This window comes from Micromonospora sp. DT68 (genome assembly GCF_049847245.1).
Classification (GTDB): Bacteria; Actinomycetota; Actinomycetes; order Mycobacteriales; family Micromonosporaceae; genus Micromonospora; species Micromonospora profundi.
The window spans coordinates 199,270-224,019 of the sequence record NZ_JBNCNZ010000008.1 but is presented as its reverse complement, the minus strand read 5'-3'; the positions used below and the strand labels follow the sequence as shown (position 1 = coordinate 224,019).

General features: G+C 70.1%; 20 protein-coding genes and 1 tRNA gene. 6 read left to right on the top strand and 15 right to left on the bottom strand.

The window, feature by feature from the left end; translation table 11 throughout:
* Window positions 1-112: 112 nt before the first annotated feature.
* The 8 genes from polA to ACPXB1_RS17495 all read right to left on the bottom strand — a co-directional run bounded on the left by polA (window position 113) and on the right by ACPXB1_RS17495 (window position 10,241).
* Window positions 113-2,812 (bottom strand): DNA polymerase I, encoded by a 2,700-nt coding sequence (gene polA, locus ACPXB1_RS17530; RefSeq protein ID WP_355632117.1) that lies wholly within the window; start codon window positions 2,810-2,812, stop codon window positions 113-115.
* Window positions 2,813-2,997: 185 nt separating this feature from the next.
* Window positions 2,998-3,711 (bottom strand): ABC transporter ATP-binding protein, encoded by a 714-nt coding sequence (locus tag ACPXB1_RS17525; RefSeq protein ID WP_355632114.1) that lies wholly within the window; start codon window positions 3,709-3,711, stop codon window positions 2,998-3,000.
* Window positions 3,698-4,639, bottom strand: a complete 942-nt coding sequence (locus ACPXB1_RS17520) for an ABC transporter ATP-binding protein (protein ID WP_355592877.1) — start codon at window positions 4,637-4,639, stop codon at window positions 3,698-3,700. Before ACPXB1_RS17520 ends, ACPXB1_RS17525 begins: the two co-directional genes overlap by 14 nt.
* On the bottom strand, window positions 4,632-5,810 hold the full coding sequence (locus tag ACPXB1_RS17515; protein WP_053658232.1) for a branched-chain amino acid ABC transporter permease: 1,179 nt from the start codon (window positions 5,808-5,810) through the stop codon (window positions 4,632-4,634). Before ACPXB1_RS17515 ends, ACPXB1_RS17520 begins: the two co-directional genes overlap by 8 nt.
* The gene (locus tag ACPXB1_RS17510) at window positions 5,807-6,790 is read right to left on the bottom strand and encodes a branched-chain amino acid ABC transporter permease (RefSeq protein ID WP_355592879.1); all 984 of its coding nucleotides are present in this window, start codon (window positions 6,788-6,790) and stop codon (window positions 5,807-5,809) included. The genes ACPXB1_RS17515 and ACPXB1_RS17510 overlap by 4 nt, the downstream gene beginning before the upstream one ends.
* A 67-nt stretch (window positions 6,791-6,857) precedes the next feature.
* Window positions 6,858-8,009: a branched-chain amino acid ABC transporter substrate-binding protein gene (locus tag ACPXB1_RS17505; RefSeq protein ID WP_053658228.1), complete on the bottom strand. Its 1,152-nt coding sequence runs from the start codon at window positions 8,007-8,009 to the stop codon at window positions 6,858-6,860.
* 367 nt (window positions 8,010-8,376) lie between these two features.
* Window positions 8,377-9,567: a hypothetical protein gene (locus tag ACPXB1_RS17500; RefSeq protein ID WP_355632111.1), complete on the bottom strand. Its 1,191-nt coding sequence runs from the start codon at window positions 9,565-9,567 to the stop codon at window positions 8,377-8,379.
* Between the two features lie 53 nt (window positions 9,568-9,620).
* Window positions 9,621-10,241 carry an ANTAR domain-containing response regulator gene (locus tag ACPXB1_RS17495; RefSeq protein ID WP_355592884.1) on the bottom strand — a complete coding sequence of 207 codons (621 nt, stop codon included), beginning with the start codon at window positions 10,239-10,241 and terminating at the stop codon, window positions 9,621-9,623.
* An 82-nt stretch (window positions 10,242-10,323) separates the two neighbouring features.
* On the opposite strand from ACPXB1_RS17495, the gene ACPXB1_RS17490 reads away from it, so the two are divergent.
* A tRNA-Leu gene (locus ACPXB1_RS17490) sits at window positions 10,324-10,406 on the top strand.
* A gap of 393 nt (window positions 10,407-10,799) precedes the next feature.
* Here ACPXB1_RS17490 and ACPXB1_RS17485 read toward each other — a convergent pair.
* Window positions 10,800-11,978 carry a trans-sulfuration enzyme family protein gene (locus ACPXB1_RS17485; protein ID WP_355632108.1) on the bottom strand — a complete coding sequence of 393 codons (1,179 nt, stop codon included), beginning with the start codon at window positions 11,976-11,978 and terminating at the stop codon, window positions 10,800-10,802.
* 83 nt (window positions 11,979-12,061) lie between these two features.
* On the opposite strand from ACPXB1_RS17485, the gene ACPXB1_RS17480 reads away from it, so the two are divergent.
* Together ACPXB1_RS17480 and ACPXB1_RS17475 are read left to right on the top strand one after the other, a co-directional pair.
* Complete coding sequence (locus ACPXB1_RS17480; protein ID WP_355592888.1) at window positions 12,062-12,541, top strand: Lrp/AsnC family transcriptional regulator; 480 nt, start codon at window positions 12,062-12,064, stop codon at window positions 12,539-12,541.
* An 87-nt stretch (window positions 12,542-12,628) separates the two neighbouring features.
* Window positions 12,629-13,624 carry an LLM class flavin-dependent oxidoreductase gene (locus ACPXB1_RS17475; protein WP_425735526.1) on the top strand — a complete coding sequence of 332 codons (996 nt, stop codon included), beginning with the start codon at window positions 12,629-12,631 and terminating at the stop codon, window positions 13,622-13,624.
* 193 nt (window positions 13,625-13,817) lie between these two features.
* Here the strand turns inward: ACPXB1_RS17475 and ACPXB1_RS17470 are convergent, their stop codons facing one another.
* Window positions 13,818-16,094 (bottom strand): cellulose binding domain-containing protein, encoded by a 2,277-nt coding sequence (locus ACPXB1_RS17470; protein WP_355632105.1) that lies wholly within the window; start codon window positions 16,092-16,094, stop codon window positions 13,818-13,820.
* Between the two features lie 258 nt (window positions 16,095-16,352).
* Here ACPXB1_RS17470 and ACPXB1_RS17465 point away from each other — a divergent pair, with 258 nt between their 5' ends.
* Window positions 16,353-17,786, top strand: a complete 1,434-nt coding sequence (locus tag ACPXB1_RS17465) for a pyridoxal-dependent decarboxylase (protein ID WP_355592894.1) — start codon at window positions 16,353-16,355, stop codon at window positions 17,784-17,786.
* A gap of 202 nt (window positions 17,787-17,988) precedes the next feature.
* Here the strand turns inward: ACPXB1_RS17465 and ACPXB1_RS17460 are convergent, their stop codons facing one another.
* Both ACPXB1_RS17460 and ACPXB1_RS17455 read right to left on the bottom strand, forming a co-directional pair.
* Window positions 17,989-18,948 (bottom strand): sulfite exporter TauE/SafE family protein, encoded by a 960-nt coding sequence (locus ACPXB1_RS17460; RefSeq protein ID WP_355592896.1) that lies wholly within the window; start codon window positions 18,946-18,948, stop codon window positions 17,989-17,991.
* A gap of 134 nt (window positions 18,949-19,082) precedes the next feature.
* Window positions 19,083-19,547, bottom strand: coding sequence for an RrF2 family transcriptional regulator (locus tag ACPXB1_RS17455; RefSeq protein WP_053658213.1), 465 nt, complete (start codon window positions 19,545-19,547; stop codon window positions 19,083-19,085).
* Between the two features lie 265 nt (window positions 19,548-19,812).
* On the opposite strand from ACPXB1_RS17455, the gene ACPXB1_RS17450 reads away from it, so the two are divergent.
* Window positions 19,813-20,475 carry a YceI family protein gene (locus tag ACPXB1_RS17450; RefSeq protein ID WP_355632102.1) on the top strand — a complete coding sequence of 221 codons (663 nt, stop codon included), beginning with the start codon at window positions 19,813-19,815 and terminating at the stop codon, window positions 20,473-20,475.
* Window positions 20,476-20,549: 74 nt separating this feature from the next.
* Here ACPXB1_RS17450 and ACPXB1_RS17445 read toward each other — a convergent pair whose 3' ends face one another.
* From ACPXB1_RS17445 to ACPXB1_RS17435, 3 genes are all read right to left on the bottom strand, one after another.
* Entirely contained in the window at window positions 20,550-21,434 is an 885-nt protein-coding gene (locus ACPXB1_RS17445) for an acyl-CoA thioesterase (RefSeq protein WP_355592900.1), read from the bottom strand.
* On the bottom strand, window positions 21,431-22,879 hold the full coding sequence (gene pyk / locus ACPXB1_RS17440; RefSeq protein WP_355592902.1) for a pyruvate kinase: 1,449 nt from the start codon (window positions 22,877-22,879) through the stop codon (window positions 21,431-21,433). The genes ACPXB1_RS17445 and pyk overlap by 4 nt, the downstream gene beginning before the upstream one ends.
* 314 nt (window positions 22,880-23,193) lie before the next feature.
* A complete protein-coding gene (locus tag ACPXB1_RS17435) occupies window positions 23,194-23,559 on the bottom strand; it encodes a YciI family protein (RefSeq protein ID WP_053658206.1) in 366 nt (121 codons plus the stop codon).
* A 234-nt stretch (window positions 23,560-23,793) separates the two neighbouring features.
* On the opposite strand from ACPXB1_RS17435, the gene ACPXB1_RS17430 reads away from it, so the two are divergent.
* The gene (locus ACPXB1_RS17430) at window positions 23,794-24,666 is read left to right on the top strand and encodes an aldo/keto reductase (RefSeq protein WP_355592904.1); all 873 of its coding nucleotides are present in this window, start codon (window positions 23,794-23,796) and stop codon (window positions 24,664-24,666) included.
* Window positions 24,667-24,750 lie beyond the last annotated feature (84 nt).

Sequence of the window (24,750 nt, the reverse complement as noted above, 5' to 3'; positions counted from 1 at the left end):
TGGGCCCCCTGGGCTGGGTTCCGGGGGACCCCCCCCCCGCACGGGGCGGTCAGGCTTGATCCCTGCGCGGGTCGGGCTGCCCCGGAACCCCCTCAACCGCAACCACAAAACATCAGTGATCAGCGCTGTTCCAGTCCCGACCCTCGCCCACCGACACCTCCAGCGGCACCGACAGCGGGTACGCCTCGCCCATCTCACGCCGGACCAGCGCCTCCAACGCCTCGCGCTCGCCGGGGGCGACCTCGAAGACCAGCTCGTCGTGCACCTGCAACAGCATGCGGGAGCGCAGGCCGGCGTCGTTCAGCGCGGTGTCGACGTGCAGCATCGCCACCTTGATGATGTCGGCCGCGGAGCCCTGGATCGGGGCGTTGAGGGCCATCCGTTCGGCGATGTCGCGGCGTTGCCGGTTGTCGCTGACCAGGTCGGGCAGGTAGCGGCGGCGACCGAGGATTGTCGAGGTGTAGCCGTCCTGGCGGGCTCGGGCGACGACCTGCTGCAGGTAGTCGCGCACTCCGCCGAAGCCGGCGAAGTAGTTTTCCATTAGCCCGCGTGCCTCTTCGGTGCCGATGTTGAGCTGCTGGGACAGCCCGAACGCGCTGAGCCCGTACGCCAGGCCGTAGTTCATTGCCTTGATCTTGCGGCGCTGGTCGGGTGTGACCTCGTCGACAGGCACTCCGAAGACCGACGAGGCGGTGGCCGCGTGGAAGTCGGCGCCGGAGTTGAACGCGTCGATGAGCGCGTCGTCCGACGAGAGGTGCGCCATGATCCGCATTTCGATCTGGCTGTAGTCGGCGGTGAGCAGGCACTCGAACCCCTCCCCCACGATGAAGGCGCGACGGATGCGCCGGCCCTCCTCGGTGCGGATGGGGATGTTCTGAAGGTTGGGCTCGGTGGACGAGAGCCGCCCGGTGGCCGCCACCGTCTGGTTGAAGGTGGTGTGGATCCGGCCGTCGTCGGAAACGGACTTGAGCAGACCGTCCACTGTCGACTTGAGCTTGGCGACGTCGCGGTGGCGCAGCAGGTGGGCAAGCACCGGGTGCGGCTGCTGGGCGTAGAGCCACTGGAGCGCGTCGGCGTCGGTGGTGTAGCCCGTCTTGATCTTCTTGGTCTTGGGCAGGCCCAGCTCGGTGAAGAGGATCTCCTGCAACTGCTTGGGCGAGCCGAGGTTGAACTCCCTGCCCACCGCCTCGTACGCGCCCTGGGCGGCGGCCTTCACCTCTGCGGCGAAGTGCGCCTCCAATTCGGACAGATAGTCGGTGTCGGCGGCGATGCCGGTGCGCTCCATGCCGGCGAGGACCCGCATCAGAGGCAGCTCCACACCGGCCATCAGGCGGGCGGACTGCTCGCCGTCACGGGACAGCTCGGCGTCGATCGCGTCGGCAAGGTCGAGGGTGGCCCGGGCCTGGAGCATGAGGTTCTGCTCGGCCACACCCTCGTCGCCAAGCCCGTCGAGGGTGAGCTGGCCGGTCTCCGGCACGTCCACGCGCAGCTCACGGTGCAGGTAGCGCAGCGCCAGGTCGGTCAGGTCGTAGGACCGCTGGTCGGGGCGGGCCAGGTATGCAGCGATCTGGGTGTCGCGGACGACGCCGGCCAACTCCCAGCCGTGCGCGGAGCAGGCCAACACTGCCGGCTTGCTGTCGTGCAGCACCTTGGGTCGCTGCGGGTCGGCCAGCCAGGCGGCCAGTGCGCTCTCGTCGGCCGGGTCGAGCTGCGCCGGGTCGACCCAGGCTGCGGCGCCACCGGCGGTGGCCAACGCCAGGCCGGTGATCGAGGCGGTGTGCCTGCGGTTGGGGCCGGTGTCGAGCTTGACGGCAAGCCCGACCGAGGTGCCGGCCGGGGCGTGGGTGCCCAGCCAGGCGCTAAGTGCTCCGGGCACCGTGAGCACCTCGCCGGTGAGGTCGAAGCCGGATTCGGCCTCCGGCTCGACGGCCTCCAGGTACTGGTATAGCCGGTCGCGCAGGATGCGGAACTCAAGGGTGTCGAAGACCTGGTGCACCGCCTCCCGGTCCCAGCCGGACCAGCGCGCGTCCTCCGGGCGCAGCGGCAGCTCCAGATCGGACACCAGGCAGTTGATCTCGTAGTTGCGGATGACGTCGGCGAGTCGCTCGCGCAGGCTGTCACCGGCCTTGCCCTTGATCTCGTCGGCGCGGGCGATCACGCCTTCCACCCCGCCGTACGTGGTGATCCACTTGGCGGCGGTCTTCGGGCCGACGCCCGGGACGCCGGGCAGGTTGTCGCTGGTCTCGCCCACTAGAGCGGCGAGGTCGCGGTAGCGCTCCGGGCCGACGCCGTACTTCGCCTCGATGGCCGCCGGGTCCATCCGGGCCAGGTCGGAGACGCCCTTGCGCGGGTAGAGCACCGTGACCTGGTCGCCGACGAGCTGGAACGCGTCCCGGTCGCCGGTGCTGATCAGCACGGTCATGCCCTGGTCACGCGCCTGGCAGGCGAGCGTCGCGATGACGTCGTCGGCCTCGTAGCCCTCCATCTCGACCACGGGGATCTTAAGGGCTGCCAGCACCTCCTTGACGAGGCTGACCTGGCCCTTGAAGTCGGTAGGGGTCTCGCTGCGGCCGGCCTTGTACTCCGCGTACTTCTCGGTGCGGAAGGAACGGCGGGAGACGTCGAAGGCGACGACGATGTGGGTGGGCTGCTCGTCACGCAGCACGTTGATCAGCATCGAGGTGAAGCCGTAGACCGCGTTGGTCGGCTGACCCGTCGTGGTCGAGAAGTTTTCGACCGGCAGGGCGAAGAAAGCCCGGTATGCCAGGGAATGTCCGTCGACGAGGAGCAGGCGCGGCGTCGTAGCTGTCACGGCAGCGACTCTAGTCCGTCGCACCGACAACCCCGGGTGGCGGCACCGCGCCACCGTCGCGAAAGTCGCAGCGGCATACCCGAGTGGCGACACCGTGCCACTGCCGCGAAAACGGACAGCCGGGCACCCAACGCCGACGGCCGGCCGCCCCCGCGTGGGGACAGCCGGCCGCCGGACGGGATGGCTCAGGCCACGCCGAGGTACGCCTCCTTGATCGACGGGTCGTGCAGCAGGTCCTGCCCGGACCCCTCCTTCACGATCCGGCCGGTCTCCAACACGTACCCGCGGTGCGCCCGGGAGAGCGCCTGCTGGGCGTTCTGCTCCACCAGCAGGATGGTGGTGCCCTGCTGGTTGATCTCCGTGATGATGTCGAAGATCTGCCGGATCACCAGCGGAGCCAGACCCATCGACGGCTCGTCGAGCAGCAGCAGCTTCGGCCGGCTCATCAGCGCCCGACCGACAGCGAGCATCTGCTGCTCACCGCCGGACAGGGTGCCGCCGGCCTGCTTGCGCCGCTCGCGCAGCCGCGGGAAGAGGGTCATCACCCGTTCCAGGTCGGCGGCGATGCCGGCGGAGTCCCGCCGGGTGTACGCCCCCATGTCCAGGTTCTCCATGACCGTCATACCCGGGAAGATCTGCCGGCCCTCCGGGGACTGGCACAACCCCCGGACGACCCGCAGGTCGGCCCGGAGCTTGCTGATGTCCTCGCCGTTGAACGTGATCTTGCCGCCGGCGAGCGCCCGGGTCCCGGAGATGGCCCGCATGGTGGTGGTCTTACCGGCGCCGTTAGCGCCGATCAGGGCCACCACCTCGCCCTCGTTGACGGTCAGGCTGATGCCGTGCAGCGCCTCGATCCGGCCGTAGGCGACGGAGACGTTCTCGAGATCAAGCAGCGTCATCGGCGGACTCCCCCAGGTACGCGGCGATCACCTTCGGATCGCGGCTGACCTCCGCGGGCGCACCCTCGGCGATCTTGCGGCCGAACTCCAGCACCACGATCCGGTCGGTGACCCCCATGACCAGCCGCATGTCGTGCTCGATGAGCAGCACGGTCAGGCCCATGTCGCGGATCTTCCGGATCAGGGTGAGAAGCTCCTCCTTCTCCGCCGGGTTGAAGCCGGCGGCCGGCTCGTCCAGGCAGATCAGCTTCGGCTCGGTGGCCATCGCACGGGCGATCTCCAACCGACGCTGGTAGCCGTACGGGAGGTTGCGTGCCTCGTCGTTGGCCCGGTCGGCGATCCCGACGAAGCGCAGCAGCTCCAGCGCCTTGGCCTCGGCTGCCCGCTCCTCCAGGATGTGCCGGGACAGACCGAACGTCTTGGCGAACGCCCGGCGCGTCTCCTGCCACGTCCGCTGGATGCCCGACTCGGCGGTCACCTGCGGCAACTCGTGCGGCTTAGCCTTCTTCCGGGGGAACCGGAAGAGCGCCCCCGGCACGCTTGTCTTGTGCCGGGAGTCCGTGCCGACCATGACGTTCTCCAACGCCGTCATCTCCGGGAAGAGACGGATGTTCTGGAACGTCCGGGAGATGCCGAGCTGGCTGATCTGGTGCGGCTTGCGGCCGGTCACCTTCTGGCCACGGAACCGAACCGCACCGGAGGTCGGCTTGTAGACCCCCGTCATCACGTTGAAGCTTGTGGTCTTGCCGGCGCCGTTCGGCCCGATGAGACCGAGGATCTCACCCTCGTAGATCTGGAAATTGATCTTGTCGAGGGCGACCACGCCGCCGAAGCGGAGCGTGACGTCGTCAACTTCGAGAAGCACCTGCCGGGGCCCCGGTTGAGTCGGGATCTTCGGCGTCGCAGTGCTGGTGGGCTGGTCAGACATGAGCGGGCGCCTCCTCTGCCTCCGCCGCGCGGTCCTTCAACTCGCGGGCTCGCCGCCGGCTGGGGATCAGACCCTGTGGACGCAGGATCATCACCAGCACCATGGCCAGGCCGAAGACCAGCCACCGGTAGTCGGCGAAGTCGCGGAACCGCTCCGGCAGGTACGCCAACAGCACGGCGCCGAGCGAGACGCCGATCATGTTGCCGGAACCGCCGACCACGACCATGGCGACGAAGAGGATGGACAGGTTCGCGTTGAACTGTGTCGGGTCGATGAACGCGTTCCGGCTGCCGAAGAGGAAGCCCGACAGGCCACCGAGCGCCGCACCCATTGCGAACGCCCAGAGCTTGAACTTGAACGGGTACACGCCCATCACCGCGGCGGCGTCCTCGTCCTCACGGACCGCCAGCCACGCCCGGCCGACCCGGCTGTGCTCCAACCGGCGGACCAGGACCACCATCAGCAGCACGAACGTGATCGCCAGCCAGTACCAGGGCTTCGCGTCGATCAGACCGAAGACCTTGTTGTCCGCCGAGGGCGGACCCTCCGGACCGGGAATGGCCGAGATACCGACCGGGCCGTTGGTGACCCCAGTGGCGTTGCGGGCCACGATCCGGATGATCTCACCGAAGCCGAGCGTCACGATGGCGAGGTAGTCACCGCGCAGCCGAAGCGTCGGCCAGCCCAGGATCACCCCGGAGATCATCGTCAACACGATCGCGAGCAGGAGACAGATGCCCCAGGTCACCGCCCAGGTCGGCGGCAGGTCGAACTCCTGCTGGATCCACTTGACCACCGGCGAGTTCACCGAACCGAACAGCGCCACGCTGTACGCGCCGATGGCGAAGAAGCCGATGTAGCCCAGGTCGAGGAGGCCGGCGAGGCCGACCACCACGTTCAGGCCGATCGCGACGAGCACGTAGATGGCGCAGACGAAGAGCACGCCCGCCCAGTTGTTGCCGCCCTCGATCGAGTCGGTACGCAGGTTGTTCAGACCGGGGATCATCAGACCACCGGGCAGCTTGCCCAGGTACGGCAGGTGGTAGAGGAAGACCAGCAGAGCGACGACGCCCACGGCCTTCTGCCACCTCGGCAGTGCCTGCCAACGGTCGCCGACCGAGTTCAGAATGCCGACCCGGCGGCGGTCTGCGGTGCGAAGCTTGTCGATCATGCGCGGGCCCTCCCGAGCGACTCACCCAACAGGCCGGTGGGCCGGAACATCAGCACCACGATCAGCACCACGAAGGCGATGACGTCCTCCCAGTTGGACGCGAAGAGCGTGGCGCCATAGACCTCGACGATGCCGAGGAAGAGGCCACCCAGCAGCGCGCCGCGCAGGTTACCGATGCCACCCAGGACCGCGGCCGTGAACGCCTTGAGGCCGAGCACGAAGCCGATGCTGTTCTGCGTGAAGCCGAACCGCATGCTCCACAACAGGGCGGCGGCGCCGGCCATGATTCCGCCGAGCACGAAGATCAGCATGATCACGCGCTCCTGGTTGACGCCCATCAGCGCGGCGGTCTCCGGGTTCTGTGCCACCGCCCGCACACCCCGGCCGTACCGGGTGCGGTTGATGAACCAGTCCAGCAGCGCCATCATCACGACAGCCGACACGAAGACGATCAGCTGGATGTTCGTGATCGCCGTGTTGCCGATGGTGAACAGGGTCTCCTGCTGGATGATCGTCGGCATACCGACGATCTGCCGGGGCCGGCCGAACACATCCGGCAACAGGGTGCCGAACAGCTTGGGCAGCACCTGCCCGAAGAGTTCCACGAAGACCAACGACAGGCCGATCGCGGTGATCAGGAAGATCAGCGGCGGCGCGTTCTTACGCCGCAACGGCCGGTACGCGATCCGTTCCAGCGCCAGAGCCGTACCACCGGACGCGACCGCCGCGACGATCAGACCGAGCACCAGGAGCAGGATCGCCTGGCCGATAGGCGGGTTATTTTCCACCCCGAGCTGGTTCCAGACGATCAGCACCGCGAAGGTGCCGACCATGAAGACCTCGGAGTGCGCGAAGTTGATGAGGCGAAGGACGCCGTAGACGAGGGTGTAGCCGAGGGCGATCAGGGCGTAGATGGCGCCCTTGGAAAGGCCGTCGACCGTGTGCTGGCCGAGATGGCCGATCAGTTCATCGAAATGCACCGGGGGTCTCCTTGAATCGAGTGCGGCCGGGGTGGATAGACCCCGGCCGCACTCCAGCGCCTGGGCGTCAGCTGAGCTTGAGCTCCTGCAGCGCCTCGATGGCCTCGCCCTTGATCTGGTAGGCCCAGATGACGACCTTCGACGGGTCGACGTCGCCCTTGTCATCGAACTTGATGTACTTCGACACGCCCTGCTTGTCGTACGACTTCACGTACGCCAGGATGTCGGCCCGGGTCTTCTTGCCGTCCTTGAAGGCGTCCAGGTAGACCTTCGCGCCGTCGAAGCCCTCAGCGCCGTAGGAGCCCGGCGGGATGCCGTACTCCTTCTGGTAGTCGGCGGAGAAGGTGCCGCCGGCCTTGTCGGCCGGGAGGCACGGGCAGGTGATGATCGCGCCCTCGGCACCGCCGGAGGCACCCTTCGGGAACGCGGTGTCGTACAGACCGTCCGGGCCGACGAACTTGGCCTGGACACCGGCGGCACGCATCTGCTTCACCAGCGGAGCGGCCTCACGGGTGTAACCGCCGTAGAAGACGAAGTCCGCCTGCGACGACTTGATCTTGGAGATGGTGGCGTCGAACTGCGACTGCCGCTCCTGGATCTTGTCCTTGTTGACCACCAGCGGGCCGAGCTGCTTGCCCAGCTCGTCGGTGATGCCCGCGCCGTACGCGCTGGCGTCGTCGACCATGAAGACCTTCTGCGCGTTCTGCGACTTCATGTAGCTCGCCACCGCGCCGGCCTGCGTGCCGTCGTTGCCGACGACCCGGAAGAAGGACGTGTTGCCCTTCTGGGTCAGGTCGGTCCGGGTCGCCGACGGGCTGACCATCGCCAGGCCCGCGGCCTGGTAGATCGGCATCGTCGCGTCCGACTCACCGGAGAAGTGACCACCGATGACACCGAGGAACGAGTTGTCCCCCGCGATCTGGTTCGCGAACGGGGTCGCGACAGCCGGGTCACCCTGGGTGTCGAACTCCTGCATGGTGACCTTGCAGTCCGGGTTCGCCTCGTTGAACTGCTTCACGGCGAGCTTCGCGCCGTTCAGCGACGGGATCACCAGGCCCGCGTTGTCACCGGTGAACGCGCCGAAGATAGCAATCTTGCCACCGCAGTCACCGGACGCGGTTCCACCCTCGCTGCCACCGGAATCCTGGCAACCGGCCGCGACCACCAGGGACGCGGCGAGCGCGACAGTTCCCAGCGCCCGTACATAGCTTCGCCTCACGGCTTCCTGACCTCCTCCAGATGCGGACGCGACTGACCCGCTAGTGACGGCGACAGCAGCTGACCCGCAATTCCACCCACCCCGCAGGGACTTCCCCTGCGTTACGGCTCGTGATGGCGGAGCGTACCGACATCGCGCACCGTCGTGGAAGGCCTGAACGGGGGGTCTGCGAAACCGTTACGAAGACGAGCACCATCGTGCAGTTGCCCGTAACAGGCGAATCCGTCGATCGGTCCTTAAGTCTGCGTCCGGAGGGGACCGCACCACCCCTGCCGGGCCCGCCAGAAGGCGCCAAAACACTGTCTGAGCTGGGAAAATTCCCGATCGTCGGCACGACTGCGCCGCGGCGCCGCCCATTCGCCGCCCGTCAGGTGCCCGACCCGCTCGCCCACCACAGACCGGCCCGCGAACCGTCGTCCGCCGCCAACCACCAGCGGTCACCCACCGCCACCAGCGCAACGTCCCGATCGGCACCCGCCGCTACCTCCAGGGGCAGCACGGCCTCCCGCCACGACCCACCCCGGTCCATCGAGATCCACAGCGAGTGACGGGCACCGTCGGTCACCGCCGCGACCAGGCGATCTCCCGCCGACGCCAGCGACGCCACCATCGGCACGCCCGTCGACGACCGCCGCCCGAACGAACCCGCGGCCACCCAGCCCGACGGCTCCTGCCGCCACGCCCCGAACGTCGACCCGCGCAACCCGACAGCCACCGGCACCCCGCCGACCACTGCCACCCGCTGCAACTCCTCGTACTCCGGGCCGCCCGGCAGCACCGTGCGCCGCCACGACCGCCCGTCCGGCGACGACCACACCGCTGGGTCCCTGTCGATCCGGCCAGCCGGTAGCAGACCGCCCACCGCCAGCCAACCCGACGGTACGGCCACCGCGTCGAACGCCCAGGTCACGCCTGTGGCGTCACTCGCCAGCTCCGGTGCGCCCTCGATAAGCGCGAACTCCGCCGCGGCCGGCGCCGACACCCAGGAGGCCGCGCCCGCCGAGCGGTTGCCGACGATCAGCCAGCCCGACGGACCCGCCGCCAGCCGGGACACGTTCACCGCCTTCGGCCCGCCGTACGTCTCGAACGGCGCCTGCACCTCGACGAGGGCGCCGTCGGCCCGCTGCCGCCAGGTGCTGATCCGCGGATAACCGTGTGCCCCACCGACCTTCGCACCGATCACCGCCGCCGCGCCGTCGCGGCAGGCCACTGAGGACAGCACGTTCTGCCTGCCGTAGAAGGAATCCGCGCGTACCGGCAGCGACGTCCAGGTCGTACCGTCCACGCTGGTCCACACGGCTGGACGGGTGCCGCCGGCAGCGTCCGCGACGCCGCCTGCCAGGAACCACCGACCCGCACAGGCCGCCAGGTCGCGGACCAACAACCGCCCGGCGTCGCCCGGCGGCGCCGGAAGCGTCAGCGCCTGCCAACCCGGCCGCAGCGCCGGCGCGGCAGCCGTCGTCGGCCCGGCCGACCCGTCACCCGTCGGCGGCCCGTCACAACCCACGAGCAGCAGCGCGAAGAGACCGGACACCGCGACAACCCGTCGGACGGACACCCGTCGATGCTAGCCACCGGCGGGCGCACGCGGCGCCCCGCGCGGCCGGGCGCTCAGACGGTCGGCTGAGCCGCCTCGCCGCCGGCGGTCTCCATGAGGATCCGCTCGGCGACCTCTTTCATTGTCATCCGGTGGTCCATGGCGGTGCGCTGGATCCACTTGAACGCCTGCGGCTCGGTCATCCCGTAGGTGGTCATCAGCGCACCCTTGGCGCGCTCCACCGTCTTGCGGATCTCCAGGCGGTCGGTGAGGCTCGCGACCTCGGCCTCCAGGGCCGCGACCTCCGAGTAACGCGACAGCGCGATCTCCACCGCCGGGACCAGGTCGCTCTTCTGGAAGGGCTTCACGAGGTACGCCATCGCGCCCGCCGCCCGCGCCCGCTCCACCAGGTCGCGCTGGCTGAACGCGGTCAGGATGATCACCGGAGCGATCCGGGCGCCGGCGATCCGCTCGGCGGCGGCCAGCCCGTCCATGATCGGCATTTTGATGTCGAGGATGACGAGGTCGGGCTTCAACTCCTCGGCGAGACGGACGGCGGTCTCGCCGTCGCCGGCCTCCCCCACCACCTCGTAGCCCTCTTCGACAAGCATCTCGGCGAGGTCCAGCCGGATCAGCGCCTCGTCCTCGGCGATCAGTACGCGCCTGCGCTCGGCATCCGTCGGCATCTCAGCCACCAGCCCTACCCCCACCATCGCTTCTGCACGGCTACCACCCATGCTCCCGCAGAAGCGTAGTCGGGTACAGTAAGCGGCACCCGCCGGGATGGTGGAACGGCATACACGGAAGTCTCAAACACTTCTGCCCGAAAGGGCTTGCGGGTTCGAATCCCGCTCCCGGCACCCCTGACGCACACCTGTTCGACCAGGCAGGTGTGCGCACACCGCAGATGCGGGCGCGAGCCCGCACTCTCTGCGCTCGCGGGCACACCATCCGCTCGACAGTGAGCGCCCGCGCCGTGCTCCGGCAAGCCCCGCACCAGGCTCCGGCAATGGCGCTTCGGCCGACCCGCACCAGCGATGTCCGGCACCAGGCCGGGGTGCTGTCGTCGCCCGCCGGATGTCGACAATCCGACCGACCCGCCGGCCACCCGGTCCCTTCTTTTGGCGACAGCGCCTCGTGACGACCGGCCGGGTCGGTGCTGCGCGGCTACTGCTCCGCCAACGCCTCAGCGCCGCCAGCGACGTGGCGATACGCAGCCCGCGCAGCTGGACGGATCCGCGGGCCGCGGGCCGTCAGGCGATCGTGTCCAGCGCCCGGGCGAGGTCGGCACGCAGATCCTCGGGGTCTTCCAGACCGACCGAGAGGCGCAGCAGGCCGCCTGCCGGCTTCGCGTCGCCTTCGACGGGCCGGTGGGTCAACGAGGCGGGGTGCTGGATGAGGGTGTCGACGCCACCGAGCGAGACGGCGTGGGTGATGAGCTGACAGGCACCGGCGACGGTGGCAGCGGCGGGTGCGCCGCCGCGTACCTCGAAGGCGAGGAGGCTGCCGGGGCCGGCCATCTGCCGGCCGACGAGCGCCGCCGGGTCGTACACCGAGGGGTGGTGCACCCGGTGTACGGCGGGGTGGTCGGCGAGCCAGCCGGCGAGCTTCTCGGCGCTGGCCTGCTGGGCGCGGACCCGCAGCGGCAGGGTCTGGAGGCCACGGTGCAGGAGGTAGCCGCCGAGGGGGTGCAGGATCGCGCCGGTGACGGCGCGGACCTGGCGCAGTCGGCTGGCCCAGTCGGCGTCGCAGGCCACGACACCGGCCAGGACGTCGCCGTGGCCGCCGATGCTCTTGGTGGCGCTGTGCAGGACGAGGGCCGCGCCGTGGCGGGCGGGTTGTTGCAGGACGGGGGTGGCGACAGTGTTGTCGACGAGCAGGGGCACGTCGCCGGCCGCGGCGGCGAGGGCCGCGATGTCGACCAGGTCGAGGGTCGGGTTGGCGGGTGTCTCGATGACGACGAGCGCGGTGTCCGGGCGGATGGCCGCTGCGACCTGGTCCGGGTCCGCCCAGGTGACGGTGGTGCCGAGCAGGCCGGTGGCCAGGACGTGGTCGGTGCCGCCGTAGAGGGGCCGGACGGCGACGATGTGACGCTTGCCGTCCCGGGTGGCGGCTAGCACCGTCGCGGTGAGGGCGGCCATGCCGCTGGCGAAAGCGACGGCCTGGGCGGTGCCCTCCAGTTCGGCGAGGGCGGTTTCGAAGCGGGCGACGGTGGGATTCCAGAGCCGCTGGTAGACGGCGCCGCCTTCGGCGGGGAGGGTGCCGCCGGTGGCGAGCTGCTCGTAGGCGTTACCGCCGTCGTCGACCGAGGGCAGTGGGTTGGTGGTGGAGAAGTCGATAGGCGGTACGTGCACGCCGAGGGCGCGCAGGTCGTCACGGCCGGCGTGTACGGCTTGGGTGTCCACCGTCATCATGGCGGTAGCGTCGAACATCTGGTGTCGTTCGGGCAACGGTTCGGCAGATAATTCTGCACGAGGGTCTAGCATCGGTAGCCAATTCGGCAAAGGATGGCGGGATGCCCCCTGAGCCGAACGTTGTGCGGTCGTATCCACCCCTGGACGAAGTGGACCGCGCGATCCTCGCCGAGTTGGCCGCGCACGGCCGACTGCCGAACAACGCCCTCGCCGAGCGGGTGGGGGTGGCGCCGTCGACGTGTCTGACGCGTACCCGTGCGTTGCGCGAGCGCGGGGCGATCCGCGGGTTCCACGCCGAGGTGGACCCGGCGGCGCTGGGGCTGCCCTTGCAGGCGCTGGTGTCGGTGCGGTTGACCGCGCACGAGCGGGCGGCGGTGGACGCGTTCCGGGCCCGGTCGGTGCGGCTGCCCGGGGTGGTGTCGGTGTTCCACGTGGCCGGTGCGGAGGACTACGTGCTGCACGTCCGAGCGGCCTCGGGTGACGCGCTGCGGGACTTCGTGTTGGACCACCTGGCGGTCGACCCGGCGGTGCAGCACACGCAGACGAGTTTGATCTTCGAACAGGCCCGTGGGCTGGGCTGAGCAGCGGGTGAGTTGCCCGACGAACACACCGAGGCCGGAACAAAACCGACCGGCGGCGGGTTGGCCACGCGTGTGATCACCGTACCGATGTCTGTTCTTGATCTTGCCCCGGTCGCCAAGGGAACCACCGCCGGCGCGGCGTTGCGGGCCACCACCGAGTTGGCGCGGCGCACGGAGGAACTGGGCTACCGCCGGTTCTGGGTGGCCGAGCACCACAACATGCCGGCGATCGCCAGCTCGGCTCCGGCGGTGCTACTTGCCCACCTGGCCGCCAACACCTCGACGATCCGCCTCGGCTCGGGTGGGGTGATGCTGCCCAACCACGCGCCGCTCGTGGTGGCCGAGCAGTTCGGCACCCTTGAGGCGCTGCACCCGGGCCGGATCGACCTGGGCATCGGCCGGGCGCCGGGCACCGACCAGGTGACCGCCCTGGCGTTGCGCCGCACGATGGAGGGGCTCTCGGCGGAGGGCTTCCCGCGGGAGCTGGCCGACCTGATGAACTACTTCAGCGGGGAGCGCCCGGGGCAGATCATCGCCACCCCCGGTCAGGGTGAGCAGCCGGCGGTGTGGCTGCTCGGCTCCAGCGGCTTCAGCGCCCAGCTCGCCGGCCTGCTCGGTCTGCCGTTCTCCTTCGCGCACCACTTCAGCTCGGCGAACACGCTTCCGGCGCTGGCGCTGTACCGGCAGAACTTCCGGCCGTCGCAGTGGCTGGACAAGCCGTACGCGATGGTTGCCGTCAACGCGGTGTGCGCCGAGACCGACGAGCGGGCCGAGTGGCTGGCCGGGCCGAGCGCCCTGTCGTTCCTGAAGCTGCGGTCCGGGCGGCCGGAGCCGCTGTCCACGCCCGACGAGGCAGCGGCGTACCCGTACACCGAGATCGAGCGGGAGTTCGTCCTGCAACGGCGCGACGGTCAGGCCATGGGCTCACCGGAGACGGTGCGGCAGCAGCTGACCGAACTGCTGGAGCGCACAGGCGCCGACGAGCTGATGCTGACAACGCTCGTCTATGAAGTACAGGACCGGGTGCGCTCGTACGAGTTGATCGCCGAGCAGGTGGCGGGCGGTTTGCGCCGGGACGCGTGAAACACGATCTTCACGTCAGCGTCACCCCCGCGACCCGGACGGTGCCTAATGTTGGTTCCGGTGGTGGTACGGCATTCCCGGTCGGGACGGGTCGGGAGTGCCGCGGTGTGGAGCACCGGGCTGCAGCTGTGCGGATTCCGCGGCTGCGGCCCGGTGCCTGCCACCTTAGGCGAACCCGATCAGGACCACCAGATCAACGCAGGTAGATGTTCGGTGTCGGTGGGTTGCCCATCTGGTCGCCGATGAAGAACCCCGGGTGCGGTGGCTGGTTGTAGGCGGTGTTCTGCCAGGCGATAGCCACGCGGTACTGCGGGTCGTGCATCAGCGTGTAGATCCGGGTGCTGGTCGGCGTCGGCGTGCTGTAGATGCGCAGCGCCCGGCTGTCGCTGGTCCGCCAGATCACCTCTTCGCGCCAGTCGCCCAGGATGTCGCCGGAAAGCGCCGGAGTGGACTTGGTGCCGTTGTTCGACGCCACGCCATTACCGGTCAGCAGCCGGGTCTCCCCGCCCGTGCCGTACTTGTCGATCTTCGTGGCGTCGAGCAGCTCCCGCACCGGGTCGCCGTCCCACCAGGCGAGGAAGTTCGCCGACGACGGCTTGCGGCCGACGTTCTGACCTCTGGTGTTGGCCAGCCCGGAGACCGCCGACGACCACGACTCGGCACCGGGGCTGCCCGCCCAGATGTCCGCCGAGACACCCCGGCCGTTGTCGCCCGAGGCCGGCGTGGACCACAGGATCTGACCTGTACGCGCGTCAGCGAACCAGGAACTGGGCTTGCTGGCGTCCTCGTCGACCTTGAACACCTCCAGGCCGGCACGGCCCGGGTCGAGGTCGCCGACGTGCAGGGCGTCACCGTGCCCGTTGCCTGTGGAGTAGAGCAGCCGGCCGTTGTCGTCGATTGTGGCGGCGCCGTACACGATCTCCTGGCGGCCGTCGCCGTCGACGTCGGCCACGGAGAGCTGGTGGTTGCCCTGACCGGCGGCTGCGCCGTTGCCTGAGGAGTTCGAGTCGAACGTCCAACGCTTGGTCAGCGTGCCGTTGCGGAAGTCCCAGGCCGCGATGACTGCCCGGGTGTAGTAGCCCCGCGCCATGATCAGCGAGGGGCGCTGCCCGTCCAGGTACGCGGTACCGGCGAGGAAGCGGTCGACGCGGTTGCCGTACGAGTCGCCCCACGACGACACGGTGCCGCGCGGCGGGTCGTAGTTGACTGTGGACAGGATCGCGCCGGTCTGGCCGTTGAACATGGTCAGGTACTCCGGGCCGGAGAGCACGTAACCGCTGGAGTTGCGGTAGTCCGCAGACGACGAGCCGATGAGCTGACCGGTGCCGGAGCGGGTGCCGTCGGCGGTCTTCATTGCCACCTCGGCGCGGCCGTCGCCGTCGTAGTCGTACACCTGGAACTGGGTGTAGTGCGCGCCGGCCCGGATGTTGCGGCCCAGGTCGATGCGCCACAGCCGGGTGCCGGTGAGGGTGTACGCGTCGACGTAGACGTTGCCGGTGTAGCCGGACTGGGAGTTGTCCTTGGCGTTCGACGGATCCCACTTCAGCACGATCTCGTAGCTGCCGTCTCCGTTGAGGTCACCGACGGAGGCGTCGTTGGCGCTGTAGGTGTAGCTCTCCCCACTGGGGGTGGTGCCCCCGGCGGGGACCTGCAACGGGACGTCCAGGTAGCCGTCGCCGAACTGGAGCGCGGGTGCCGACGCCGCCTGCTCGGCGCCGCCCACCACGGCCCGCACCGTGTACGTCGAGCCGGCCGCCGCGCCGTTGTCGAGGTAGTTGGTGGCACCGGTGATCGGGCTGGAGTTGACCCGGGTCGAGCCCCGGTACAGGTTGAACGCCACGCCCGAGGTCTCAGTGCCGAGCAGCCGCCAGGAGACCAGGTTGCCGCTGCCGGATCGGACGCTGACGAGCCCCCGGTCCAGGTTCTCCATCTGCAGTACGCCGGAGGTCGGCGGCGGGGTGGTCGGTGGTGGTGTGGTCGGTGGTGGAGTGGTCGGTGGTGGGGTCGTCGGTGGCGGCGTGGTGGGTGGCGGCGTCGTCGGGCCATCGGTGGCCGGCGCGCCGGTGCAGGTGACACCGTTGAGCGCGAAGCTCGTCGGCGCCGGGTTGCTGCCGGTCCACGAGCCGTTGAAGCCGAACGAGGCGGTGCCGTTCGTGGCGATCGCGGCGTTGTAGTCGACGTTGCGCGCGGTGACCTGCGCGCCGGACTGGGTGACGGCGGCGCTCCACGCCTGCGTGACCTGTTGCCCGGCGGCGTACGACCAGGTCAGGGCCCAGCCGTTGACCGGGTCGCCGAGGTTGGTGACGGTGACGTTGGCGCCGAAGCCGCCCTGCCACTGGTTGGTGACCTGGTAGTCGACCTGGCAGCCGACGGCGGCGGCTGAGGCGACGACCGCGCCGACGCTGCCGGCCACGACCGCTGTCGCCGTTGTGGCGGCCAGCAGGATCAGCCGTTGTTTGGACGCGTGCATGAACTGCCTCCGGAGATCCGGTGGTGACCGCTGTAGGTCCACCGGCCCTGCCCGGGAAGCACGGTGGACGACCCGTCACGACGGCGACGGACGGCGATCTGATCGGGTGAGACGCCCTGGGAATGCGCGGATCCGGCTCAAGGCGCATCGTAGGGCAAGCGCTTTCCGGTCCGCAATATCGACGACCGTCACACCCTGCCCCGACCCCTCCGACCTACCGGTCTTGCCCCGGCAACCGATGCCTGATCGACTCCTGTGGTGAGCGTTCCCCACATGGACCCCGACGAGTTCCGCCGCGCCGGCCACGCCGTCGTCGACTGGATCGCCGACTACTGGGCCACACTGGAGCAGCGACCGGTCGCGCCGGCCGACCCGCCAGGCACTGTGGCGGGCGCCCTGCCCGCCGGGCCGCCCACCGTCGGCGAGCCGATCGAAGCGGTCCTGCCCGACCTGGACAGCATCGTCGCGCCGGGCCTCACCCACTGGCAGCACCCGGGCTTCTTCGGCTACTTCCCGGCCAACACCTCCGGCCCGAGCGTGCTCGGCGACCTGGTCAGCTCCGGGCTCGGCGTACAGGGCATGCTCTGGGCCGCCAGCCCCGCCTGCACCGAGTTGGAGACGGTGATGATGGACTGGCTGGCCCAACTGCTTGACCTTCCCCAGCGGTTCCGTTCGACCGGCACCGGCGGCGGCGTCATCCAGGACTCGGCCTCCTCGGCGACCCTTGTCGCCACACTGGCCGCGCTGCACCGGGCCAGCGGAGGTCGGTGGCGCGACGTCGGCGTCGACCGGCGCTACCGCGCGTACACGTCAGTACACGGGCACTCCTCGATCGAGAAAGCCGTGCGCATCGCCGGTCTGGGCACCGACGGGGTCCGGTCGATCGCTGTGGACCCGGCCACGCAGGCACTGCTACCGGACGCGCTGCGGGCCGCGATCCAGGCCGACCTGGCCGCCGGGGACGTCCCCGCCATCGTGGTCGCCACCATCGGCACCACCTCCACCACCGCCGTCGACCCACTGCCGGAGATCGGCGCGATCTGCGCCGAGTACGGGATCTGGCTGCACGTGGACGCCGCGTACGCGGGGGCCGCCGCCGTCTGTCCCGAACTGCGCTGGTCGCACGCCGGCCTGGAGTACGCCGACTCGTACTGCTTCGACCCGCACAAGTGGCTGCTCACCGGCTTCGACTGCGACGCGTTCTGGGTAGCCGACCGGGCTGAGTTGATCGAGGCGCTGACCGTACTGCCGGAGTTCCTGCGCAACGCGGCGTCCGACTCCGGCGCGGTGATCGACTACCGGGACTGGCAGGTCCCGCTGGGCCGCCGCTTCCGGGCGTTGAAGCTGTGGTTCGTGCTGCGCTGGTACGGCGTCGAAGGGCTACGCGCGCACATCCGGTCCGGGGTGGCGTTGGCCGCCCGGTTCGCCGACCGGGTCCGCTCCGACGATCGTTTCGAGTTGGCCGCGGCGCACCCGTTCTCGCTTGTCTGCTTCCGGCTGCGCGCCGACGACGACACAAACGCCGACCTGCTGGCCCGCCTGAACGGCACCGGACGGGCGCACCTGACCCACACGCGGGTGGACGGCCGGTACACCCTGCGGCTGGCGGTCGGCTCGCCGCAGACCGCCGAGCGACACGTCGACGAGACGTGGGCGCTGCTGGCCGAGGCGGCCGACGACCTGCTCACCTGACCGGCCGAGCCCGTCAGGCAGGTGATACCTGTGAGTCATCAAGATGACTCACAGGTATCACCGATCGCGCGGCAGTCCCCGACTGACATGCGCCGGGCTCAGCCGGAGCCGAGGTGGCGTGCCGTAGGGCCGCGCCTACCGCCGCTCAGCGGACGGGCGGCCTACCACCAGGGTCCGCAGACTGCCGACCACCCGCCGAAGGTCAGTGGGCGGCTGGCGTGTCGGCGCTGCTGAGACCGGCCGAAACGACCTCGGGGGCCGGGGAGACCCCGGCTGCGGCTGCGGCTGCGGCTGCGGCCTGGGCTTGGCGGGTGCGGCGCAGGGCCCGTACGGCCAGCACCAGCGCTGCCACCCAGCCGGCCGCCAGGAGGACGTAGATCACGGGAGGGACCGGACCGTCCAGCCCGGCGGAGCGCATCAACGTCCGGGCGTTGGTCAGGACGATCACGCCGCCGACCGCCGCGCCGAGCAGTTGCGCCGGGACGATACGCACCAGCCAGGCGGCCAGCGGGGCGGCGATGAGGCCGCCGACGAGCAACGCGCCGACGATGGGGAGCAGGAAACCTTCGGTGCCCAACCCGATCAGGAAGCCGACGCTTGCGGCACCCGCCACAACGAACTCGGCAGTGTCCACCGAGCCGATGACCTTGCGCGGCTCCATGCGGCCGGAGACCAGCAGCGCCGGGGTGGCCACCGGACCCCAGCCTCCGCCGCCGGTGGCGTCGACGAAGCCGGCGACCAGGCCGAGGGGGCCGAGGAACCGCCCGCGCAGTCGCCCGCCGATCCGGTCGGTACGCAGGGGCCTGGCGAAGCGGACCAGGAGGAACGCGCCGAGCGTGAAGAGGATGCCGGCCATCCACGGTGCGGCCGACTCGGTCGAGATCGAGCTGAGCACTGTGGCACCGGCGAACGCGCCGATCGCGCCGGGAAGCGCGATGCGGGTCACCACCCGCCAGTCGACGTTGCCGAACCGCCAGTGCGACACGCCCGCGGCCAGGGTGGTGCCGATCTCGGCCAGGTGCACCGAGGCCGACGCGGCGGCGGGGGCGACCCCGACGAGCAGCAGCAGGGTGGACGAGGTCAGCCCGTACGCCATGCCGAGCGAACCATCGACGAGCTGCGCGGCAAGTCCGACCAGAGCGAGGACCAGCAGCTTGCGCACGAGCGCCCCCTAGCTTTTCGGTATCTCCTATCAACTTGGTCGACAATGCGCCACGGAGAAGCCTGGGTCAAGTGCCTGATCGGTGGATGGGACGCCGCCGAGCGGTACGGCGGGGCCGGACCGGCGGAGCGGGATCAGATCCAGGCGCGGGGGTCGGCCACCAGTTCGGTGACCCGGGGAGGCAGGGTGCCGGCAGCCACGTCGGCGACGCTCACCAGCTCCAGGATCTCCCGCTCACTTGCCCGCAACGCGATCCAGACCTCCTGGAGGGCGCGGGCCGGACCGTGGTAGCCGAGTTGCTCCGGGCGCTGCCCTCGGACGTGCGCGAGCGGCCCGTCGATCACCCGGATCACCTCCGCGAGAGAGATCTCCTCGGCGGGGCGGGCCAGCCAGTAGCCGCCCTCGGGGCCACGCTGAGCGTGCACGATGCCGCCCCGGCGCAACTGGAGCAGGATGCTCTCCAGGAACTTCGGCGGGATCTCCTGGGCGCGGGCGATCTGGTCGGCGGTGACCGGCCGGCCGCGCCCGGGGCCACTGGCCGTCGCGGCGAGCTCGGCGGCCGCGCGGAGGGCATAGTCGACCCGGGCGGAGAGACGCATGCCGGCAAGGTTAGCCCGCTGGTCGTCCGCCCGGCCGGGCGACCCTCGGCCGATCGGTCAGGCATCGACATATATCTGGGCCGCGCCGGATTTCACGACAAGGTCGTGAGATACGTCATGATCGACGGCCTTCGGGGGCCTGGGGAGCCGATTCGGCGCGTCCCTATGCTGGGTGGGAGGTACGACTGTCTGACCGTTTACGGGGGCTCGGGCAGCACATTGATAAACACCCGGGTTCTTTCAGCCCGGGGGGAAGGCACCACCAATGACCGATGTCGCCACACGCACCTGGGATGGCATGACCATCCCGGCCGCCGGCACCTATCGCCTCGATCAGGCGCACAAAAGGATCGGTTTTCTGGCCCGCCACATGATGGTCAGCCCCGTACGCGGCGAGCTCTCCGAGGCGACCGCCGAGATCTCCGTGGCCGAGGATCCGCTGCTGTCGGGCGTGACCGCCACCATCCAGACGGCGAGCATCACCACCGGCAGCGAGGACCGGGACACCCACCTCAAAAGTGCCGACTTTCTCGACGTCGAGCGCTATCCGACGCTCGAATATCGAAGCACGGGCATCCAGTGGAAGTCCACTGAGGACCCTATTTTCTACTGGGCGCGACTGCGGAACCACCGTTTCGGTGGGCGAGGAAGAGGTCACAATCCGCCACCACAGGCAGGCCCCGATCGATTCGTGCTCACCGGCGAATTGACGGTGAAGGGAATCACGCGGGCCGTCGACCTACAGGTGAATTTCGGTGGCGCCCGCCGCGACCCGTACGGGCAGAACATCTTCGGTTTCAGCGCGAGCGCCGAAATCAACCGGGAGGACTACGGCCTGCTCTGGAATGTCGCGCTGGAAAGCGGCGGCGTTCTGGTCGGCCGGACCGTCCAGATCGAGATCGCCGGCGAGGCCATCCACCAGACGTGACTCCGCCCGGCGGTCGTCCCCGCCATGACGCCACCTGCGTGCAGGGGCGTACCTGGCGGGGATGACCGCGAACGTCAGGCGCCGACGCGGCGCAGCAGGCCCTCCTGCACGGCGCTGGCGATCTGCCGGCCGTCGGTGGTGAACATCCGGCCGGTGGCCAGGCCGCGGGCGCCGGACGCCGACGGGCTCCAGCAGTCGTAGAGGAACCACTCGTCGGCGCGGAACGGCCTGTGGAACCAGAGCGCGTGGTCGAGGCTCGCGCCGACCACACCGCCGGGCCCCCACACCTCGCCGTGCATGGACAGCACCGAGTCCAGCAGGGTGAGGTCCGAGGCGTAGGTGAGCAGACAGGCGTGCAGCAGCGGATCGTCCGGCAGTTTGCCGTCGACGCGCATCCAGACCCGCTGGTGCGGGTCGGCCGGCCGGTCGCCGGGACGGACCCAACCAGGCTCGCCGACGTACCGCACGTCGATCGGGCGCGGGATCTGACCCCAGATGCCCAGGCGCTCCGGGTAGCGGGCGAGCCGGTCGGACATCGTCGGCACGTCCTGCGGCTCCGGTACGTCCAGCGGGGAGGTGGCCTGGTGATCCAGCCCTTCCTCGGCCCGCTGGAAGGACGCCGACATGAAGAAGATCGGCTTGTCGTGCTGGAGCGCTACCGCGCGGCGGACCGAGAAGGACCGACCGTCGCGGATGTTCTCCACCTGGTAGTCGATCGGCTCGGCGGGATCACCGGGGCGGACGAAGTAGCCGTGCAACGAGTGCACGAACCGCTCCGGGTCGACAGTGCGGCCGGCGGCGACGAGCGCCTGACCGGCCACCTGGCCGCCGTACACCCGTTGGGGGCCGACCGGAGGGCTCATCCCCCGGAAGGTCATCTCCCCGGTCGGGTCGAGGTCCAGCACCTCCAGCAGCTGGTCCACGGCGGCCTGGCCGACCGCGGCGCGGCCGTCGCTCACTGCAACGCCCGCGCCGACGCGGCGTCGACAAGCGAGCCGAGCTGGTGGACGCGCAGCGTGTTTGTCGAGCCGGGGGTGCCGGGCGGGCTGCCCGCGACGATCACCACGTAGTCGCCCGGGTTGGCCCGATTGAGGCCGAGCAGCGCCTGGTCGACCTGACGGAACATGTCGTCGGTGTGCTGCACGAACGGCATCAGGAAGGTCTCGACGCCCCAGCTCAGGGCGAGCTGGTCGCGCACCTCGGGGACCGGGGTGAAGGCCAGCAGCGGCAGGTCGCAGTGCAGCCGGGAGAGCCGCCGGACGGTGTCGCCGGTCTGCGAGAAGGCGACGAGCGCCTTGGCGTTGATGGCCCTGGCGATCGACGAGGCGGCAACTGTGAGCGCGCCGCCGTGGGTACGCGGGTCGTGCTGCAACCGGGGCACCCCGATCGAGCCGGACTCGGTGGTCGTCACGATCTTGGCCATGGTGCTGACGGTCAGCACCGGATACTTGCCGACGCTCGTCTCGCCGGAGAGCATCACCGCGTCCGCGCCGTCGAGCACGGCGTTTGCCACGTCGGAGGCCTCCGCCCGGGTGGGCCGGGAATTCTCGATCATGGAGTCGAGCATCTGGGTGGCCACGATGACCGGCTTGGCGTTCTCCCGGCACAGCTGCACGGCCCGCTTCTGCACCAGCGGAACCTCGTCGAGCGGCATCTCGACGCCGAGGTCACCGCGGGCGACCATGACGCCGTCGAAGGCCAGCACGATGGCTTCGAGGTTGTCCACGGCCTCCGGCTTCTCGACCTTGGCCAGCACGGGCCGGAACACGCCCTCCTCGGCCATGATGCCGTGCACGAGCTTGATGTCCTCGGCCGAGCGGACGAAGGAGAGCGCCACCAGGTCGACGCCGAGCCCCAGGGAGAAGCGCAGGTCCTCGGCGTCCTTCTCCGACATGGCGGGCACGCTCACCGCCACGTTGGGCAGCGAGACGCCCTTGTTGTTGGAGACCGGACCACCCTCGGTGACGAGGCAGCGGATGTCGTTGCCGGTGACGTCGGTGACCTCGACGGCCACGCGGCCGTCGTCGATAAGCAGGCGGTCGCCGGCGCGCACCTCCTGCGGCAGCTTGCGGTACGTGCAGGAGACCCGGTCCTTGCTGCCGACGATGTCGTCGCCGGTGATCACGACGGAGTCGCCGGTGCGCCACTCGTGGGGGCCGTCGGCGAACCGGCCGAGGCGGATCTTGGGGCCCTGCAGGTCGGCAAGGACGGCCACCGGCTTGCCGGACGCCTCGGACGCCTCCCGGACCAGTCGGTAGACCGCCTCGTGGTCGGCGTGGCTGCCGTGGCTGAAGTTGAGCCTCGCCACGTTCATGCCGGCCTCGACGAGACCCCGGATGCGCTCCGGGGACGAGGTGGCGGGACCAAGAGTGCAGACGATCTTCGCGCGGCGTGTCACGCCCATCAGGCTAGTCTCTCCTTCGGGTCGGACTCGGGGCCGACCCCTTGCAGGCAGCGGAACTTTTGTCCAACGACGCGCGGTGCGCGTCGGGCCGGCGGGCGGAACCGCACCGGGAACGTTGTGGCGACGGGCATCGGCGACCGCGCGCCCGGAATGGTACGCCTCCATCGGCGTGTCCACTCGGGGGCGCTCCCGCGCACACGCCCGGACCACGGCTTCAGCGCACGCCCCGGACCCGGCCCCCCGTGGGCGCGACCGTAGCACCGGTGGACCACCGCCGCGGTCGTCCGCCCGACACCCGCTGCCGGGCCAACCGGTCAGCTCTCGGTCTTGACCAGCGGAAACTCCAGCGAGCCAGCCGGGCACAGGAAGGTCAGCACGTCGATCCGGTAGAGGCCGGCCTGCACTGCCGGGTCGGCCTCCAGCACGCTGCGTACGTCGTCGACGCTGCCGGTGCGGGCCAGCCCGAACCCGATCGGGGGCTCCGGGTTGCTCGTGGTGCCGTCGATCGAGCCCGCGACCAGCACGATGCCGCGCCGCTGCAACGCCTGCATGTGCTCGGCGTGCTCGGCCTGCAACCGCTGCACCGTCTCGGCGGGCAGGGCACGGCCGGCCGCGCCGGGATAGATCACTATGCACTCGTACGTGTCGAGCGCGAAGTCGACCTGCGGCTCCCCCGCCATGGTGCTCCCTCCGCCGTCGCGCCGGCCCGCATCGGTCGGGCTGCCCGAGCCTCCCGTACCGGCACGCGCTCAGCGTCGCACGTCACCGACGGCGGTACCGGCCGCTCGGCGCAACTGCCGTGGCGCGGCGCACAATCGACCCGCCGGACGCATGGCGAGCCGGTCCCGGGGCACGATCAGTGGGTGGTCGGGTGTTTCGTCCCGGTCACGACCAAGACGATTGGGGATCCGCGTATGGCGACCGACCTGAGCAACCAGCCCGCGAAGGCGTCCGGCACGTACCGGATCGGGGGTGACGTCACTGTTGACCGGCTCGGCTACGGGGCGATGCAGCTCACCGGGCCGGGCGTCTGGGGCGACCCGAAGGACCCGGCCGAGGCGGTACGGGTGCTGCGCCGGGCCGTCGAGATGGGCGTGACGTTCATCGACACCGCCGACTCGTACGGGCCCTTCGTGTCCGAGCTGCTGATCCGTGAGGCCCTGCACCCGTACACCGATGATCTTGTCATCGCGACCAAGGCCGGGCTGAGCCGTTCCGGCCCCGGCGACTGGCGCCCGCTGGGCCGCCCGGAGTACCTGCGCCAGCAGTGTGAGCTGAGCCTGCGCCACCTCGGCCTGGACAGCATTCCGCTCTACCAGCTGCACCGGATCGACGCGCAGGTGCCGCTCGCCGACCAGTTGGGCGAGCTGGCGTTGCTGCGCGAGGAGGGCAAGATCCGCCACATCGGGCTGTCCGAGGTGAGCGTGGAGCAGATCGAGCAGGCCCGCGCGATCACCGAGATCGTCTCGGTGCAGAACCTGTACAACCTCGTCAACCGCAGCGCCGAGGACGTGCTTGACCACTGCGAGCGCAACGACCTCGCGTTCATCCCGTGGTTCCCGATCGCCACCGGTGAGCTGGCCCGGCCGGGCGGCCCGCTGGACGCCATCTCCACCGAGCACGGCGCGACGCCCGCGCAGCTCGCGCTGGCCTGGCTGTTGCGCCGCTCGCCGGTGATGCTGCCGATCCCCGGTACGTCCTCGGTGGCGCACCTGGAGGAGAACGTGGCAGCGGCCGAGGTGCAACTCACCGACGACGAGTTCGAGGCGCTGAGCAAGGCGAGCTGAGCACCGTCACCGGCGTGGGGGGGGGCGGCGGGGGGGGACCCCCCCCCCGGGAGCCCCAGCCGGCCAGGGGGGGGGCCCGGCCGG

Coding starts and splice junctions, on each gene's coding strand:
- ACPXB1_RS17525 (WP_355632114.1), bottom strand. CDS start 3,711: ATGACGCTGCTTGATCTCGAGAACGTCTCCGTCGCCTACGGCCGGATC.
- ACPXB1_RS17520 (WP_355592877.1), bottom strand. CDS start 4,639: ATGTCTGACCAGCCCACCAGCACTGCGACGCCGAAGATCCCGACTCAA.
- ACPXB1_RS17515 (WP_053658232.1), bottom strand. CDS start 5,810: ATGATCGACAAGCTTCGCACCGCAGACCGCCGCCGGGTCGGCATTCTG.
- ACPXB1_RS17485 (WP_355632108.1), bottom strand. CDS start 11,978: ATGTTCGACGCTACCGCCATGATGACGGTGGACACCCAAGCCGTACAC.
- ACPXB1_RS17480 (WP_355592888.1), top strand. CDS start 12,062: ATGCCCCCTGAGCCGAACGTTGTGCGGTCGTATCCACCCCTGGACGAA.
- ACPXB1_RS17475 (WP_425735526.1), top strand. CDS start 12,629: ATGTCTGTTCTTGATCTTGCCCCGGTCGCCAAGGGAACCACCGCCGGC.
- ACPXB1_RS17470 (WP_355632105.1), bottom strand. CDS start 16,094: ATGCACGCGTCCAAACAACGGCTGATCCTGCTGGCCGCCACAACGGCG.
- ACPXB1_RS17455 (WP_053658213.1), bottom strand. CDS start 19,547: ATGCGTCTCTCCGCCCGGGTCGACTATGCCCTCCGCGCGGCCGCCGAG.
- ACPXB1_RS17450 (WP_355632102.1), top strand. CDS start 19,813: ATGACCGATGTCGCCACACGCACCTGGGATGGCATGACCATCCCGGCC.
- pyk (WP_355592902.1), bottom strand. CDS start 22,879: ATGGGCGTGACACGCCGCGCGAAGATCGTCTGCACTCTTGGTCCCGCC.
- ACPXB1_RS17435 (WP_053658206.1), bottom strand. CDS start 23,559: ATGGCGGGGGAGCCGCAGGTCGACTTCGCGCTCGACACGTACGAGTGC.
- ACPXB1_RS17430 (WP_355592904.1), top strand. CDS start 23,794: ATGGCGACCGACCTGAGCAACCAGCCCGCGAAGGCGTCCGGCACGTAC.